Genomic DNA, 15,764 nt, shown 5'->3' with positions numbered 1-15,764 from the left:
ATCAATCGTTACTTCTTTTGTTTTGCTCGATTCAGCGTTCAATTCTAAGAAATGATAAATGTCCATTTCATCAATTTCTTTCATTCTCCACCCCTGTTCTAGGAGCTGTTTATAAATATTCTGCATTTGGTTTATTGCTCGCTCGTAGCTCCAGTCTCCGTCGGTTGCAAAAAATCAGGATCTTCTTCATCAATTTTTTTATAACCAACTACTTCGGCCAACACGCGACTGATTTCAGCAGAAATTTCAAATGACTGCAATCCTTCTGCAAATTCATCATAAGTAAACTGTTTCCCAAAAATATCAACCATGAATTTAATTTGTTCTTCTAATACTTTGATACTTTTTTCCAAATCCTCAGCTGTATCCTCGGCCTTTTTATTCAAACGCAAAGCATCTAGAAGTGTTTTAGCACTTGTGCGTGGCGCTACATAGGTTTTTTCTTTTTGTTCTGCATCAGACCATAATTTGATAGTGATTCTTTTCTGAGTCATAGTGACTCCCCCTTATTTTTTGTTTTCCAATTAAAAAAGAGAGCTTTTCAGCCCTCTTAAGCACCTTTTCCAATATCAACGCTGCTGCTGTTTTCTGTCTGGTCATCTTTGTATGCATCACCAAAAACAGTCTTGTAAAAAGCATCAAGATTAAAGTTATCAGCATCTTCATCCGTGACAACTTTGAAAAGGTCATCCTGCTCACGATCAACAAATTCAGCTGACAATTTAACCGTTTGGAAATCTGTCTTTTCTTCCTTCGTCTTCCATTCATCGCCCGGCAGAGAAAAACGCCCTTTTACTAAACCGACATGACGAGATTTCCCATTTGCTTTCGGACCTTCAAACGTCATTGCGACCCACGGAGGGATAATGTTCTTCTTGAACAAGTACAATCCGTTCTTGTCAGCCTCAATGCCTAGCAGCTTCGCAAGGATTTCCATCGGGAGATCTCGCATTTCGATTTCTAGTTTTGTAGAACCAGTAGAAACAACCAAATCAACCAGTTTGTCATCTGCATACTGCTTTTCAGTTGATGTTTCAGTTTCCACTTTCATATTCATTGCATATTCGTATTTTAAAACCTCGGTTGGAACATAGAATTTACCTTGTTTTTGCAGAGGTGCAAAACGAGCGTTTTTTAGACCAGTTACTGAACTGTACTCAGTCATAGTTAGCCTCCTAGTATTATATTTTTTTCAAAACGATACCCTTTTCTTATCAATCGCTCTTTCTCTAAAAAGTCATTGATAGGTATAGTTGGCGCAAAATCTAAACGCTCCATCACATCACCAATCGCAGCTATAATGGGTTGTGGATCGGCATTGTGATAAACATCTATTTGATAGGTTGCGTTATCTTGTATGGGTCTGTTATCAGCCCATTTGATCGGTTTGTAGTTGATTTCTTGCAGCACGACATACGGCGGACTCGACTTTGTACCCTCTGGCACCGCAAGCTCATAGATGTCACCTTTGTCTATTAAAGACAAAAGCGCTGGATCATTCTCCAACGCTTCAAAAATGGCATTTTTGCAAGTATCTGCACGCCTTATTAAGTTTTGGTTGATCATAATTTACTCAGCGCCTGTCGGTATTTATCTGCTACTCTTCGTATAGCCTCATCCCATTTCTGTTCGACAGTTCTCGTAAAGAATTTTTGCGCAGGCTGATGTAAGGTGCCGAATTCAGGAAAGTGTATTCTCCATTGTGTGTCCTTACGTGACTTGGATTTCGGCCAACCAACAGCCACATATTTCACTCCGTCACCATCAGTGCGTAGCCGGGTAATATCAAGATCATCCTGCATGTGTTTTTGGTCCTTGTCTGATCTCGGTGTATTTGGGTGAAGTTCATCTTTTATCACTGTTGCGCCAGCTGTGAGAGCTTCTTTATGCATTTTGCTTACTTTTCTTTGCATGTTTCCAATGGCGTTTTCTAATTCCTCTAAGCCGTCAATTTGCAGGTTAAACATCACGTCACCGCCTTTGCCCTCACTGTAAGAAAATGAAGCCTTGAATAATTCGGTAATATAGACTCAATTTCATAAGTTTTCCCTTGGAATAGGAGTCTCATGTGCTCGTCGATATCTTCCCTGTGGCGTATGGTGAATTTGATTGTATGTTCTTTTTGTATAGCGGCTGCAGCATAATATTCAGCACCTTTTAATCCCTCTGCTTTTGCCCAGCACTCTACCACAGTTTCCCAGCCATTGTCACCATCGACAGGCAAACGGTTCTTTTCATTTTTCTGCTGAAACTGAATGCGGTGTCTCATGTCATTCAGCATCTTTTTCACCGTCCACAACCAAGTATTTGAGTTGATTGACCATTGTTGTGAGCACCCCGTCAAGATTTGATGTCGTGCCGGATATTTGCCTATTCTCATACCAGTGAGTTGTAAATGACATGACCGCTAACTCTGCTTGCGCTAAATTGTTAGGGAATTTTAAACCCGTTGCATTCGTAATGTACTCTTTTGCTGCAGCGATGAAATGTAAAATCAAATCATCCTCCGCATCACCATCAATGCGGAGGTATTTTTTCGCTTTTTCAAGCTCTTTTTGCTCTGCCTCAGTCATCCGGCATCACCTTTATTCAGATTTTGGGTTTTCTATTGCTTCGACTTTTTCTTGAAGGTCAGTGATCATTTTCTGTACTTCTGAATTGATATTGTCCCATTTGACACTACCTTTCCCGATTGTCCGGGAATTAACTGAACCATCACCTAAATGTTCATTTTTAATTGAGCCAGCCTCAATTACTGCATCGTCACCCTTATCACCTTTCGGCCCCTGCTCTCCTTGATCCCCTTTTTCACCTTTCGGCCCCTGCTCTCCTTGATCCCCTTTTTCACCTTTTGGACCTTGAGGACCTTGAGGACCTTGTTCACCAGGATCACCTTTCAATCCCTTAACAATAAGAGGATTTTCTTCGCTGTTGTCTCTGATAGAAACAGGCGTGATAGGTTTACCGTCAGGCCCAGCCTCTGCAGATGTGTATACTCCATTACTTTCATTCAAAAAATCTTTAGCCATGATAAATCAATTCCTTTCAATTTTTCTTATTTTCCAGCGTCTACGGACTTATCTTCAGAAGGTGTTTCCACTTCTGCTTCCTCACCTACAACTAAATCAGTAACAATAACTGCGGCTTCTGGATCAACTACTTTTCCGTCAAATCGTTCAATACCTCTGAAATATGTTTGATCTGTTAGGAATGCATCTGAGCCGATGTCAGTTGATTTGATCTCGAATTTTTGACGATCAAACATAAAGTATGCATTTTTAAAATCACCGAATAGAATATGAGTTTTTTGTTTATCGTCTGTGACAATCTCGTCATACACTTCAACAGGTCTACCGAATAGTAGGAAGCTATCCTCATTGCGCGGGTCCTCGGCTAAAATCCCGCGGCCGTTTTTATCTTCAATGTTTGCTAACGTTTCAAATGCCTCTGTATTCATCACCCATTTTGCATTTTTTCGATAGCCTCTTTTGATTTGGTTTTTAACTTTTCTCAAAAACTTAATTGTAATTAGAGAAGGAGCTTTGAGAGATTTATATTTTTTGCTTGTTATAATCCCCTCTACGTTGTTTTCTCCGCCTTTTCCATAGAAGACTTCATCATTTTCAGTTACAGTTGCAGATTCAGAGAGCCATTCTACAATCTCCCTCACAAAATTAATGAAAGAATCATTCAATAATTCGTTTGGGATAGGCAAAAAGCCAGCAAATTTTTTGACGTTGTATGTGATTTGGTCGAACTCCATATTTTTGAGTTCTTTGATCGCTTCTTTTTCAGCAATGTTATATAACTTCCCTGCAGCACCCTTTCTTACTGGATAGCTACCTGCTGGGGCCGTCTTTGGTACAACCCGTACCAAGTTACGAACAGAATTTAATTCTTGAATGGACTTAATTATCTGTTTTGAAATGTCATCCGGTACTGTATACCCGCCATCCTTATCACTGTTGGATGAAAGTTGTCTGTTTTCTTTTAGAACTTCCTGCAGCATCTTTCTTTCTTCGTTACCTAATTCATCATCACGACCAGTCAAGACCTTGAACCATGCATTTCTATATTCTTGCGTTCCTGTTAAGCTGCGCTCTTCATCAGGAGAATCAGATTCAGGATCTCTTTTCTGTTCTGGGACATAATGTCGGTCTTCAATTTCTGGTGCATCGAGTTCTCTTTCCTCAGACATCATTTCAATTCTCTTTTGTAAAGACTTTGCCTCATCTAGCATAGAACGTGCTTCTTCGTTTTTTCCTTCACTTAGTAAATTTCTAGCTTCTTGTTTTTTCTGTGCAAACTTCTGACGCAGCTGACGTTCCTCTTTACTCATCGTTACTGGCATAGATTTTCCTCCTTGATTTTGAGCATAAAAAAAGACCCACTATATAGTCAGGTCTAGTAAGTCTAGTTCCAGCTCAATACTCTTATTTGATGTGTTTTTTTGTCTTTTTAAAACTTCTACTTTTTCAAGACTTCTTTCTCCTACAACAGCTTCCGTATCGCTATATGCAGGAGTTGTAACAAGTGAAATGTCAAAAATGCGATTGATGCGATTGATTCGGCGCTCGTATAACTTTTCTTCTTCATTTTTTGTCCATTCATCAGGTTCTTCATCACCTGAATGATCAAGAGAAAACGAAAAAGAGCATTGATTAATCACGCCTGCTCTCAAATTCTTCATCAAATCTTGTCCGTAAGTGGTGTCTGTTGGCTCAAATCTAAATTTCAACCCTATTGCATCAACAGTTAATTGGAGACTACCAGCGCCCGTTGAAACAGTGTTTCTTGCTAATGGATAATCAATTTTATGATTAAATAAAGCAATTACATTGGACATATCTGCTTCGTCCAACGCTCCACGGCTGATGATTTCCTTAAACCACCCAAGACGCTCAGACCACTTTTCAAATTTAAGGGCATAACCCTCTACATATTCACTTTTGTTTTCATCATTAAGTGACCTAACTTCAATTTCCGTCGTTAGCTGTCTGATTTCCTTCGGCATTATTCGGATCACCTCCTTTATGGCCTGCTTTAGCCATCTGATATTGGTCTAGCATATCTAAGAAAGTGTAATTCAGTGAAACTAGGTGCCTATCCCCATCAGGAATTGCATTCTTTGACTCAAGAGCACGAATTTCATTTATATTCATAGCTCCTATTCGTTCCATAATTTCATAGAATTCAGCTCTTGATTTTGAATCACCGCGCAATTCACTATTAACATTAAATTGAACATATAGCCCTTGTCTGATTTCAGCATCAGTAAACAGCTTTGTATTGATTTCTTGTTCAAAGGAAACGATCCACGGCTGTAAAGTGTTCTTCACATATTCTATAGATTGATGTTCGATATTACTGAATGTAGCGCGATCCAATTCGTTTATCTTATGAAGAGGAACTTTGAATATGGAAGCAATTTGAGCCTTATTGAATTTCATAGACTCTACAAATTCGGCATCTTTTAGAGGCATTGATATAGATTGATAATCGAGACCAGCATCGACAATCGCAATGCTTTCTCCCGCATTTACTCTCATCCATTCTTTTCTTGCAACCTCTTTTGCCTCTGGTTGTAACAGGGTTGGGATTTTCAAAATACCTCTTGGTGTTGCATCATTTTTGTACAATTTCGCGTTAAACTTTGTTGCGGCAGATTGAGCACCAATATGTTCCCTTGCAACCTGAATTGGACTGAGACCAACCATACCGTCTTCGGTCATTCCTTTAAAGTGCAGAACTTCCTCCGCATGTAATTCAGCTCGTTTGTTATTAATTATTGTTTCATACCACAAATCCCCTGTGTTTGGATCAAGATAAGGATGGGTATTCGCTGGATTAAGAGGGATTAGTGTTGTGATATCACCTCTTTTATCTGAAAGAATCAAAGAATATGCATTTCCCCACATACAAACATGCGTCATCATTAATTTTTTCCAAGTAAAAGCTGTCATATATTGATTGGGCTTTAAATAGAGCAATTTAAAAACAGGATGGTCACGTTCTCCAGAAATATTTTCTCCCAGCTTCCTAAACATATGGACAGATAATTTTGCTATATCATCTGACAAAACATTGATACAAGAAAAAACGTCAGGATGTTTTAATGAAGTCGATTCACTCACTTTCTCTCCACTTGCTGTTTTACCACCACCGAAAATATCAAACACCCATTGCGGGACCTGTGACATCCCCCAACCACTGTCTGAATCTGCTGATCTCTTAGAAAACATACCTTCTAATAACAATTAATCACCTCCTTCGGCTCATTAAAATTGCTGTAAATATAAAAAAACCACCTGTCACTAAAAGACCGATGATTTCATGTATTTTATAAGCTGCTATTGTAATAAAGATTGCCCCAGCAAAAAATACTAGGTCATTTAAGATTGAGAATAGAAAAATCATAATTTTTTTTATGGTATTTTTCATTAGAATGAAAAGCCCCCTGACAAAATATACTCATTCAAATCTAAATGATCATCATTTTGACTAGCTCTCACATGAGCATTTATGAGTGCGGCTGCTGGGTCAATACGTTGTGACGATTTTGATTTATCAAGCATGATATTCTCCTGCGCGTCAATCTTTGTGACGGCATTCCCCATCGCCCACGTTAATAGATCATTATTGTCATGGATTAATTTTCGCGCTTTAGCTTTCTCACGTAAATCTTTAGTCGGCTCAGATAAGGTTTGCACCCCTTGCCTGATCTCGATCATGACATATCCATCAGCTTCCATCTGCTGCGCAAACTGCGTTGCGTTATATGGATCATATCCAATCTCTTTGATTTTCCACCCTTTATCCTTTTCCATTGTCTTGATGTACGCACGTATATAGTCATAATCAACGACAGCACCATCAGTAAGAGTTAGCCAACCTTTTTTGACCCACAAATCATACGGTACCTTGTCAGTTTTCATCCTTTCATGAAACGTATCTTCTGGCATAAAGCCATGCGCTGTAACATAATACATCCCATTTTCGAGTGGAAATTCAAAACTGGCGGCTGTTAGATCAATACGTTTTGATAGGTCAATCCCTGCATAACATTCCTTACCTTTTAAATCTGGTAGACCTTCACTCAACCCACAATCAGACCATGCTTTCATATCCATATATCCGTTTGATCGCATGTTCACCCAAATATCCATATTTTTGGTGAGGAAATCGCGCATTTTTTCCGGTACATTCAAAGCCATTTCCAAACGCCGTCTTAAATAATTTATACCAAACTCGTGTTTTGCAAGTATCGGATTCGCTTTTTCCCATTTACTCTCGTCTTTAATATCATCATCTGCATCTAGCTCATTAATCATTGCAAAGTAATGATCATTTTTCTCTACCATATTTGGATCTAAAAGACGAGAAGCAAAATTGTACTCGACACGGTAAGCAGGATTATTCAATTCAGGTCCAGCAGTTGTGATAATTACCATTAAAGGTTGTGATCTTGCTCCCATACCCGATTCAATAACATCATATATTTCTGATGTTGGATGAGCATGATATTCATCAATAATTCCACATTGAGGGTTAAATCCATCTCCGGTTTTCCCGGCATCTTTTGCAAGTGGTGTGATAATTGATTTTGTTTTAATATGTTCAATTGTCCCATATGCTACCTTATATTTTTTTGATGGTTTATTGAGAAGGTCGCTACCCTCAATTTGAGCATTTATTTCTTTCCAGCAAATCTTAGCCTGCTCTTTTTTGGTTGCACCTATATAAACCTCCGACATACTTTCTCCAAGCGCCATTGCTTCATATGACCCAACAGTTGCTAAGCTTTGAGTCTTTGCATTTTTACGGCCAACTTGCCAATACACAGTTGTAAAACGGCGAATATCGGTATCTTTGTGGACCCATCCATAGACATTGCCAAAAATGAAAATCTGAATAGGATCAGGATCAATATTTTCACCTGCTAATGGTCCTTTGGTATGTTTAAATTGAGTCATCCAAAAAAGAAATCTGCGGGCCTTTTCTTCATCGAATACATAAGGAAACTCTTCTTTTCCTTCTCGTTCAACATCATTCAAAAAACGCTGACAGGCCCAAATGTGTTTTTGACAAGCTACAATTTTCCCTTGTAGAACATCATTTGAGTAATCAATCATAAACTGCTTAATTGTCACACGTTATCAAACTCCTTTTCAGCAGCCGTCTTTTCCCGAATCTCCTGAGTTTTGGTGATCGCTAGTTTTGCACGGGCTGATGGAGTAAGACCAAAATCATTTGCAGCTGACTTCATTTGATCAAAGAAGTTCTTTTGTCTTTTCAATAATGGGTGTTCTTCTCCAATCAATTCAATTGGATTTCCGTCCTCATCAAATCCATCTTTATGAACCATGAGTCCATCTTCTTCTATCACCTTGGTAATAGAAATATATTGAGAATAGGCATTACAATAGGCGGCCAACATGCTGATATCCGCCTCCGTTATAATGTCCACTTCCTTTAATAGCTCGGCAATCCGTTTGAATTCCTTTTTAGCAACCTTATCCAACCAGGATGGAGGTTTAATGTTGTTTGATCTCATTTTCATTCTCTCTTCTTGTTCAGCACGCATCGCAAGTTCATCTGTGTTTTTCTTATTTGGATTGCCCTGTATTAATTGAAGCGTTGCGGATTTTGCAGGTCTCGGCATATTTTTCACCTCATTCCGTTTCATTTTTTTGAAATTTTTGCTTGTTATTGAACGAAATCATGCTATGATCGAATTAACAACAAAACCAGTCGTACCAAGCCCTCTCGGTATTTTCGCCGAGGGGGTTTTTCGTGTTTTTGGAAACTTTGAAAAGCGGTGTTTGTTTGCAGACGACGGCTCACCGATCTTCACGAAGCCGTTTTCTAGGGATTTAATGCCGGGGGGTACTATGACCCTCGCTTGCCATGAACCTTGTTGTGACAGCTATTACACATGCTTTCGAGGTTATTTAAATCTAATCGTTTGTTCCAATCCTGTTTTAGCTCCACTATGTGATGAACCATGACAGCAGGGACAACACGATCTTGTTTCAAGCAGCTTTGACAAAGGTAATTGTCTCGCATTAGAACAAGTTGTCTTGTCTGTTTCCATTCTCTTGATTTATAAAAACTTGTTGATTGTTTATCTCGAACATGTTTGTTGTAATACTTCGCTTCCTGCTTCTTACCATCAGCATGAGCAGGACAATAACCATCCCTTGTTAAATCTCTGCACCCTCGCACCTTACACTCTCTCAATGGTTTAGGTGGCATTGGATTCACCAGCTTCACTCTGATCTATCATTGCAAACAAAACAAAGGCATGAAGATGCCCTACTTTCTGTACGGCATAAAACTCCCTGTACTCCCTTTGATATGATGCTAGATAGGATCGAGCTGCTTCATAGGACAGAGTCTGGCTGACATGTAGGAGACTATCTATAGCTTGCCTATCCCTCACACCATAAGACCCAAGCATCCCTAACCCCCTGATGATCTCCCCATCCGCCCATATGCATCCCCTTTTATTAAGGGCTTTGAGACCGTTATACAATTGGTCTGTCCTTATTGCGTGTCCAATTGCTGTGTTAATGATTAGTTCCCTGAGTGAGTTGTCCACGTTGTGTCCCTCCCCAAAATAAAAAGCACCCCGAAGGATGCTATGAATTATTCAATCTCTGTTTCGCTTCATCAATTAGAGGAAGCATAAGACGTTTGACACTTTCATGTAGCTGCGTATACTTTTCAAAACGTCGTTGTGCGCTTCTATGTGTCGTTGCTTGTTCATAAAAACTGCGGGCCTTTCTCAATTCTCGTAATTTCTGACGGATTACTTTATTTGTAGCAGAAACAACATTCGAGTTTCCACAATAGGGACAGGAGAAGAATTGAATTACAATTCCTTTCGCTTCTTTTATCTCTCTCACTTCCACAGCATAATATGTTTGGCATTTCTCGCACAAAACATCATTCATTTAACTTTCTCCTCATTGATATGAACTACTTCAATGGCATTCTCCTTTAACCATTGAAATTCATAGCAGTTGATTATTGGATTTCGATAATAGCCCGGCAGTAAAATTAAAACTGTTTCGCTAGGATTTACCCCGTCTAGCATTGCTGGGTTCCTTGAAACAAATTGCGGATATTTATATTGTGGGAATTTCTTTTTCAAATCTTGCCATAACGCTCTTGCCTGACAAGTGTTTGCCCCTACGATGAAAGTCCTTGTACGTCGTTTTGAACAGCCTTTTAAGATTAAGAGTTCTACCACAGCTACACCTCCATATAAAAAAGCGACCTCCGCAATGGAAGCCGTTCTCAATTTATCACCTAATACCATCATAACCGCTTTTAGACGAAATGCTTTGCCAAGATCGTGCCAAAAGTGTGCCATTTTCAAATCAATATAATTCAGGTTCATCATAATAATGAAATTCATCCTCTAATGGTCTTTTGCATTTCGTACAATGCATCCAGTATCCCCGTTCTCCATTTTCCGTATAAACTCCCGGATTATCCTGACACTTGCAGAAATCTTCTTCTTTAAACAAAGTAGCTCCGCTCCTTTAAAAGGATCCTATGTTACTCGTAGTCCTTTCAATTCTTTTATCTTGTAATCCAATTGATTTTTAACGTCTTCATGTGTGCCAAAAAACAAGGTAAATTCACTGCCAACATTATTAACTCTCCATGTTGATTTCATTTTTATCTCTATCCCCAATGACTCTGCATGTGGATGGGTTGGATGATCAATAATAACAAATTCTTTGTCTTGTATATAACTTTGTACAAAACTCAACATGTCTCCAATGTTCTCATGATTGAATACTTCATTTTTCATATTTTCCACCCTCTCTATTTTTTTCGTTTCTCCTTCTTCCATTATATCACTTTATCCACTTTATCCCCCAATTCACCATATCCATTAATGATCCATTCTCTTACCAATAAAAAAGCGACCTCCACAACGGAAGCCGCTCTTAAATTAATTACCTTTTGTAATAGCTTTAATCATTTCCCATACCCTCTTTCATCTTTTATACAATCTTTACATTATCTTCATCGGTAATCCATTCAACTTTTTAACATCACTACACCATAACATATAGTGTGTTGTACTCCCGTAATCGCTGAAATCCTTGTCACATAAAGGTTTCTTTAAATCCCTTTAATGACTGCACTCTTTGATATTTTTTGGTGCAGATATATCTAAAAAAAATTATATCTTAAACTTCATCATTGCGGAATCCATGTTGTCTTGGTTGATTCCAATGTATCTCAATGTAATATCCGGGCTGGCATGATTGAATATTTCTTGCAGCATAGCCACATCCTTTGTCTGCTTATAAAAGTGGTAGCCGAAGGTCTTCCTTAATGTGTGCGTGCCTATTTCAGTAATGTTCACTTGTTCAGCCGCTTCTCTAAGAATGCGATATGCCACCGATCTATCTATAGCTTTATTTTCCCCTTGCCTGCTTTTGATCACGTATGAACCGTCTTTTAGATCCTTAGCATAGGCAATCAATTCATTTCTAACTGATGGCGGTATACGAATTCTCTTTTGCTTCTTAGTTTTTGTTTCTCTGAGGACCAGATGTGTTTTCAGCAAATCTTCTTTTTTGATCTTGAGTATATCAGATATCCTTAAACCGGTACTGATCCCCAATATGAATAATATATAATTTCTTCTATTTTTCTTTTTTAAATAAGCCTTCATTTGCTCCACCTTTTCAAAGTCTCTTATCGGCTGAACGAAATTCATGACTTGCCCCCCTTGTACACTTCTTCTCTAAGTGCGAAGGCTAAACGGTAAAAGGCTTTATTTTTGAATCGGTAATAGTTCCGCTGGCTTAGACCCATTTCTGCATAAATTTCATAATCAAACATTTCTTCATCTTGCATATAGAGCATTACTAAGATGCGACGCTCTTTTTGCGTAAGACGATTAATACCTCTTTCAATTCGCTTCATGTATTTTTCCCGTTCAATCTCCCAATCCATTTTTTTAAGTGCTGCATCCTCGGTCGATGAATGAAACTGATTGGAAAAGCTAGGCGGCGTAATGGTGTATGTTATTGTGATTTTTGGTAGGAAGTCTTCTGGCGTTTGAAGCCTTAACACCTTATACTTATCTAGCATTCTTTCCATCTTTTCTCTAGTTTTTTCCTCGTCGATTTGAGGGATATCTAAATTCATTTGATCTGTTTGTTCGTTTGGATTCTTATCATTTTTATTAGTCATCCCAATCACTCCTTTTATTTTCGACGCATGGCCCCGCCTTTGGCTCTTTTGAGTCTTTGCATGTTTTGCCCCATAAGCTCTCTTAAATCTCTGTCAGTGAGCTTCTGCGTGTTCTTTTTGGGCTTTTCTTTTTTCATGGTGCCTGCCGCTCCTTTCCGACAAATAAAAAACGGACACCAACCATCACCCGTAAAAGGTGTTGATCAGTGTCCGCAGGCTCTCCGTCTTGGACTTATTTATTTGTTTTATTAATTAAATTCCATTCCGTATTCATCACCATGATCCTCAATGTACTCTTTCAGAAAATCATCTAACTTAGAGTGGAAAAGCATGTCATCTTCCACACCGTTTATGAATCTCTCTATGTCTTTTTCATTAAGCTCTAATTCTGATAAACCTTCTCCATTCTCTAACTGGAATTTAAAGAAAGTCCTAAATGCTTCTCTTGGATTCATACTTTATTCTCCTTTTTGGCTCATGCCGCTTTTTATAGTCATTCGAAGACCCTCGACCTTGCATATCTCAATAATTCGTAATCCTTTGCGCTGATATTCACATTTGCTTCACCACAGTGAGCACAATAGATGTTTCCCGGATGATTAAGCTCGTCAATATATGTCCACTCTTCGCAATCTTCACAGTAGTAACTGTGCAATTCTTCTGCTGTCATTCCGCTACCTCCACAAGCTCAAAGACCTCAGGCGCTGGTGTTTCACCTAGTAACCTGAAAGACTCTTGTTTTAATTTCTCAAATGCAGTTGAAAGATGCTTTGACCTTTTCATTTCTTCTAGCAGCTGTTTCCCTATTGCTTCGAAAGCTTTCAAAGACTCCATTTTTGATAATGCCTTTTCAGGTCTTGGCAAGTCCATTACTAGCGCTCCTGTCGTTATTTCTGAAACTTTTAATACATTGTCTATTGGTGTTACACAGAACCGGTATTCACCGACTTTTATTTCGTGTCCTACTGCTTGTTGCCAATGACTTTTAAAATTCAGATGAAACGTCATTACTTGCGGATCGACAGTTATTTTCATTTTCGCTCCCCCTTATCTGATACTGAATTTAACGGACTCAAAGGTCCCGATGTATTTTGTCTTTGCTGAATCTGTGTAGCAGTCAAGCTGGATCACGTATGTTCCTTTTCCGGTACGCTTGCGGATCTCACTCACGCTAAACGACTTTAGAGGAGTGGACGATTTAAAGCTTCCTCTTTGAACTAGGTTAGTATCTGTTAAGCCGCCACCGCTCCGCTTTTTATATACGCCAGCGGTGTAATAAAGCGTGCTCGATCCCTTCTTTTCCGCTCTCCAATCGACCGTTTTCGCTCCTGCATAGTAATTGGTGTCATCGGTAAAGACTCGTGCTTGGTGACCATATCCCTCGGTTTGCCAGTTTGACCAAACAGCCGAAGCAGACGGCGCATAAAGCACCGCCGCAATAATAATAGTTAGTGTGATTAGTAGTTTTTTCATAATGTTCCCCTTCCTCATATCAAGCTTCCATCCATAACGATTACTCCTTCTTCTTTGTCCTTTAGACCGTTTAAAATCTCATCTTGAAAGAAGTAACCTTGCTCAAAGCCAGTTTTATGGATATATGCTTTAACGGCATGTTCAATTGAAATCTCTTTCATATCTTTGTCAAGAGTTCCCTCATCGTTAGCTACTTCTTCTATATAGATTTTCATGGCACTTTCTTTTGTGTTTGCTTTAATAAGCGCAGAATACGGATTTATCACATTAAAAAATTTCATCTTCATTCACCCTCCGTTTTCAATTTGAACCCTAGTAAGAAAGCTAAATCGCGAACATCCCTAGCTTGAAATTCATATCTTAATGCAGTATCATCATGATATTTTTCCCATGAATTCAAATTCTTCTGGATTGCTTCGTGTTTTTGAATTGCTTCACGTTTTAATAACATATTAGTGTTAAAACTCGTCTGGAGAATACGTTCTTGTATCTGAATATTTCTGACTAAAGCATCAATGACATAATCTTTATCTACAACAATTTCAACATCAATTTCAGGTGACTTTGAAGCGTAGACCCCTTCGCTATTCCTCATGATGGTTTCGCCTATTAAATTTATTTGGAATTCTTTATTTTCGTTCATCGTGCTTCCTCCTTTAGGGAATCCGTATCAACGTTCAAGACTTGAAGCATCCAAATAAGAGTAGCCATGCCGGCAACAGCTTCTTTATCCGCTCCATTCGATTTCACGCCTCTTTCTCCAAAGTCGTTCATCCGTTCAATTATTTGCCGCTGCTGCTTTTTATTGAGATTCATTCCGCTATCTCCTTTAGGTCAATGTATTTTGCTATATGCCCGCACTTGCTTTCCCAGATGTGAACACTTCCATGAAAACCATCTTCGGCATGATGTGTGAGTTGAGGCTCGCCCATTTCGCTACCACACGTAGGGCATTCCCAAAGCACATTCAATTTTTTGAATCCGACCAAACAACCATATGAATCACGATCGGGAATAGTTATTCTTGTGGTGTTCATTCCGTTTCCTCCTAAGCCGCTAGGCTGTTTATAGATGATGCAACAGTTCAATTTGCACGCCGTTTAAGCGTTTATTTGCGATTTTTATATATTCAGGGTTCAATTCAATTCCGATAAAATTTCTACTATGCTTGAGTGCCGCTATACCCGTTGTTCCTGAACCCATGAATGGATCCAATACAATGCCATCAACAGGACAGCCAGCTAAGACACACGGCTCTATCAGCTCCACTGGATATGTTGCAAAGTGAGCATCTTTGGTCGGCTTGGTTGCAACGGTCCATACTGAACGTTTATTTCTCTTGTTTCTAATTGCTCTAAAAACTAAATCGCCATACTTCCCTTTGAATGAACCACGGGGCTTGTCTTCTCTTCGCCCTTGTTGGTCCATTCCGAATGCCCCTTTTGATCCTCTTGGTGGATCCGGAAACGGTTTATAAGCAGCTTCTTCTTTTATTGCTTCATGATCGTAGTAATACTTTGGCGATTTTGAGAGAAGAAAAATATATTCATGTGAACTTGTTGGTCTGTCCCTCACACTCTCAGGCATGGCATTGGGTTTGTTCCAAACAATGTCTTTTCTCAGGTACCAGCCATCTTCTTGAAGAGCGAAAGCAACACGCCACGGCAAGCCTATTAAATCTTTTGGTTTTAGTCCGGCTACTTTATTCGAGAGATTTATAACTCCGCTAGTTTGTCCGACAGATTGCATATGGTTAATACCTGGATGAGTACGGCCATTCGCAATTCTTCCGCGGCCACTTCCAGCATAAGCGTCACCTAGATTCAGCCAGACAGTGCCATCATCTTTTAAAACCCTCTTAATCTCTCTGAATAAAGAAACGATTTTTTGAATGTATTCTTGAACGGTTTCTTCTAAACCGATTTGCTCAGTCATTCCGTAGTCTCTTAACCCCCAATAAGGCGGGCTAGTGATGACGGTTTGAATTGTATCCGGTGGTAGCGACTGAACAACTTTTATACAATCACCTTGAAGTATCTGATTCAGGTCCATGCGGCACCCCCTCC

At 39.2% G+C, this 15,764-nt stretch carries 28 protein-coding genes; all 28 read right to left on the bottom strand.

The genetic code is table 11. The features are described from left to right. Nucleotides 1-131: 131 nt before the first annotated feature. The gene (gene gpG, locus MHH23_RS07765; RefSeq protein ID WP_017358183.1) at nt 132-494 is read right to left on the bottom strand and encodes a phage tail assembly chaperone G; all 363 of its coding nucleotides are present in this window, start codon (nt 492-494) and stop codon (nt 132-134) included. Between the two features lie 56 nt (nt 495-550). After that, nucleotides 551-1,165, bottom strand: coding sequence for a major tail protein (locus MHH23_RS07760; RefSeq protein WP_340959236.1), 615 nt, complete (start codon nt 1,163-1,165; stop codon nt 551-553). A gap of 2 nt (nt 1,166-1,167) precedes the next feature. Beyond that, a complete protein-coding gene (gene gp17, locus MHH23_RS07755) occupies nt 1,168-1,566 on the bottom strand; it encodes a tail completion protein gp17 (protein ID WP_220554100.1) in 399 nt (132 codons plus the stop codon). Further along, nucleotides 1,563-1,967 carry an HK97-gp10 family putative phage morphogenesis protein gene (locus MHH23_RS07750; protein WP_178930382.1) on the bottom strand — a complete coding sequence of 135 codons (405 nt, stop codon included), beginning with the start codon at nt 1,965-1,967 and terminating at the stop codon, nt 1,563-1,565. The genes gp17 and MHH23_RS07750 overlap by 4 nt, the downstream gene beginning before the upstream one ends. After that, nucleotides 1,967-2,281: a phage head closure protein gene (locus MHH23_RS07745; protein WP_178930498.1), complete on the bottom strand. Its 315-nt coding sequence runs from the start codon at nt 2,279-2,281 to the stop codon at nt 1,967-1,969. Before MHH23_RS07745 ends, MHH23_RS07750 begins: the two co-directional genes overlap by 1 nt. Further along, nucleotides 2,271-2,573 (bottom strand): head-tail connector protein, encoded by a 303-nt coding sequence (locus MHH23_RS07740; RefSeq protein ID WP_099682823.1) that lies wholly within the window; start codon nt 2,571-2,573, stop codon nt 2,271-2,273. The genes MHH23_RS07745 and MHH23_RS07740 overlap by 11 nt, the downstream gene beginning before the upstream one ends. Nucleotides 2,574-2,585: 12 nt before the next feature. After that, nucleotides 2,586-3,029: a collagen-like protein gene (locus MHH23_RS07735; protein WP_340959232.1), complete on the bottom strand. Its 444-nt coding sequence runs from the start codon at nt 3,027-3,029 to the stop codon at nt 2,586-2,588. Between the two features lie 26 nt (nt 3,030-3,055). Then, the gene (locus MHH23_RS07730; RefSeq protein ID WP_340959231.1) at nt 3,056-4,351 is read right to left on the bottom strand and encodes a phage major capsid protein; all 1,296 of its coding nucleotides are present in this window, start codon (nt 4,349-4,351) and stop codon (nt 3,056-3,058) included. A 39-nt stretch (nt 4,352-4,390) separates the two neighbouring features. Beyond that, nucleotides 4,391-5,014, bottom strand: coding sequence for an HK97 family phage prohead protease (locus MHH23_RS07725; protein ID WP_340959230.1), 624 nt, complete (start codon nt 5,012-5,014; stop codon nt 4,391-4,393). Further along, nucleotides 4,977-6,257, bottom strand: a complete 1,281-nt coding sequence (locus MHH23_RS07720; RefSeq protein ID WP_047947236.1) for a phage portal protein — start codon at nt 6,255-6,257, stop codon at nt 4,977-4,979. Before MHH23_RS07720 ends, MHH23_RS07725 begins: the two co-directional genes overlap by 38 nt. Before the next feature lie 183 nt (nt 6,258-6,440). Next, nucleotides 6,441-8,132, bottom strand: coding sequence for a terminase large subunit (locus MHH23_RS07715; RefSeq protein WP_340960132.1), 1,692 nt, complete (start codon nt 8,130-8,132; stop codon nt 6,441-6,443). Nucleotides 8,133-8,146: 14 nt separating this feature from the next. Further along, nucleotides 8,147-8,662, bottom strand: coding sequence for a phage terminase small subunit P27 family (locus MHH23_RS07710; protein ID WP_340960131.1), 516 nt, complete (start codon nt 8,660-8,662; stop codon nt 8,147-8,149). A 227-nt stretch (nt 8,663-8,889) separates the two neighbouring features. Continuing rightward, nucleotides 8,890-9,255: an HNH endonuclease gene (locus tag MHH23_RS07705; RefSeq protein WP_340959227.1), complete on the bottom strand. Its 366-nt coding sequence runs from the start codon at nt 9,253-9,255 to the stop codon at nt 8,890-8,892. Continuing rightward, the gene (locus MHH23_RS07700) at nt 9,245-9,601 is read right to left on the bottom strand and encodes a hypothetical protein (protein WP_268431088.1); all 357 of its coding nucleotides are present in this window, start codon (nt 9,599-9,601) and stop codon (nt 9,245-9,247) included. Before MHH23_RS07700 ends, MHH23_RS07705 begins: the two co-directional genes overlap by 11 nt. 40 nt (nt 9,602-9,641) lie before the next feature. Next, nucleotides 9,642-9,956: a transglycosylase gene (locus tag MHH23_RS07695; RefSeq protein ID WP_340959224.1), complete on the bottom strand. Its 315-nt coding sequence runs from the start codon at nt 9,954-9,956 to the stop codon at nt 9,642-9,644. Further along, the gene (locus tag MHH23_RS07690; protein ID WP_340959222.1) at nt 9,953-10,405 is read right to left on the bottom strand and encodes a hypothetical protein; all 453 of its coding nucleotides are present in this window, start codon (nt 10,403-10,405) and stop codon (nt 9,953-9,955) included. The genes MHH23_RS07695 and MHH23_RS07690 overlap by 4 nt, the downstream gene beginning before the upstream one ends. A 156-nt stretch (nt 10,406-10,561) precedes the next feature. Further along, nucleotides 10,562-10,867, bottom strand: a complete 306-nt coding sequence (locus MHH23_RS07685; protein WP_340959221.1) for a hypothetical protein — start codon at nt 10,865-10,867, stop codon at nt 10,562-10,564. 336 nt (nt 10,868-11,203) lie between these two features. Then, nucleotides 11,204-11,746 (bottom strand): site-specific integrase, encoded by a 543-nt coding sequence (locus MHH23_RS07680; RefSeq protein ID WP_220554113.1) that lies wholly within the window; start codon nt 11,744-11,746, stop codon nt 11,204-11,206. After that, a complete protein-coding gene (locus tag MHH23_RS07675; RefSeq protein ID WP_340959219.1) occupies nt 11,743-12,225 on the bottom strand; it encodes an ArpU family phage packaging/lysis transcriptional regulator in 483 nt (160 codons plus the stop codon). The genes MHH23_RS07680 and MHH23_RS07675 overlap by 4 nt, the downstream gene beginning before the upstream one ends. 14 nt (nt 12,226-12,239) lie before the next feature. Further along, on the bottom strand, nt 12,240-12,362 hold the full coding sequence (locus tag MHH23_RS07670) for a hypothetical protein (protein ID WP_260857579.1): 123 nt from the start codon (nt 12,360-12,362) through the stop codon (nt 12,240-12,242). A gap of 111 nt (nt 12,363-12,473) precedes the next feature. After that, entirely contained in the window at nt 12,474-12,680 is a 207-nt protein-coding gene (locus MHH23_RS07665; protein ID WP_269793905.1) for a hypothetical protein, read from the bottom strand. A gap of 211 nt (nt 12,681-12,891) precedes the next feature. Next, nucleotides 12,892-13,260, bottom strand: coding sequence for a hypothetical protein (locus tag MHH23_RS07660; RefSeq protein ID WP_340959216.1), 369 nt, complete (start codon nt 13,258-13,260; stop codon nt 12,892-12,894). A 12-nt stretch (nt 13,261-13,272) separates the two neighbouring features. Then, nucleotides 13,273-13,698, bottom strand: coding sequence for a hypothetical protein (locus MHH23_RS07655; RefSeq protein WP_340959215.1), 426 nt, complete (start codon nt 13,696-13,698; stop codon nt 13,273-13,275). A 14-nt stretch (nt 13,699-13,712) separates the two neighbouring features. Then, nucleotides 13,713-13,979 carry a hypothetical protein gene (locus MHH23_RS07650; RefSeq protein ID WP_340959214.1) on the bottom strand — a complete coding sequence of 89 codons (267 nt, stop codon included), beginning with the start codon at nt 13,977-13,979 and terminating at the stop codon, nt 13,713-13,715. Between the two features lie 2 nt (nt 13,980-13,981). Continuing rightward, a complete protein-coding gene (locus tag MHH23_RS07645) occupies nt 13,982-14,341 on the bottom strand; it encodes a hypothetical protein (RefSeq protein ID WP_340959213.1) in 360 nt (119 codons plus the stop codon). Further along, nucleotides 14,338-14,514, bottom strand: coding sequence for a hypothetical protein (locus MHH23_RS07640; protein WP_340959212.1), 177 nt, complete (start codon nt 14,512-14,514; stop codon nt 14,338-14,340). Before MHH23_RS07640 ends, MHH23_RS07645 begins: the two co-directional genes overlap by 4 nt. After that, nucleotides 14,511-14,735, bottom strand: a complete 225-nt coding sequence (locus MHH23_RS07635; RefSeq protein ID WP_340959211.1) for a hypothetical protein — start codon at nt 14,733-14,735, stop codon at nt 14,511-14,513. The genes MHH23_RS07640 and MHH23_RS07635 overlap by 4 nt, the downstream gene beginning before the upstream one ends. A gap of 28 nt (nt 14,736-14,763) precedes the next feature. Beyond that, entirely contained in the window at nt 14,764-15,750 is a 987-nt protein-coding gene (locus MHH23_RS07630; protein ID WP_340959210.1) for a DNA-methyltransferase, read from the bottom strand. Between the last annotated feature and the right edge of the window lie 14 nt (nt 15,751-15,764).

It is taken from the genome of Bacillus sp. FSL K6-3458 (assembly GCF_038005045.1).
Taxonomy (GTDB): Bacteria; Bacillota; Bacilli; order Bacillales; family Bacillaceae; genus Bacillus; species Bacillus altitudinis.
The sequence above is the reverse complement of the archived record's forward strand: the minus strand, read 5'-3'. Positions and strand labels throughout refer to the sequence as shown.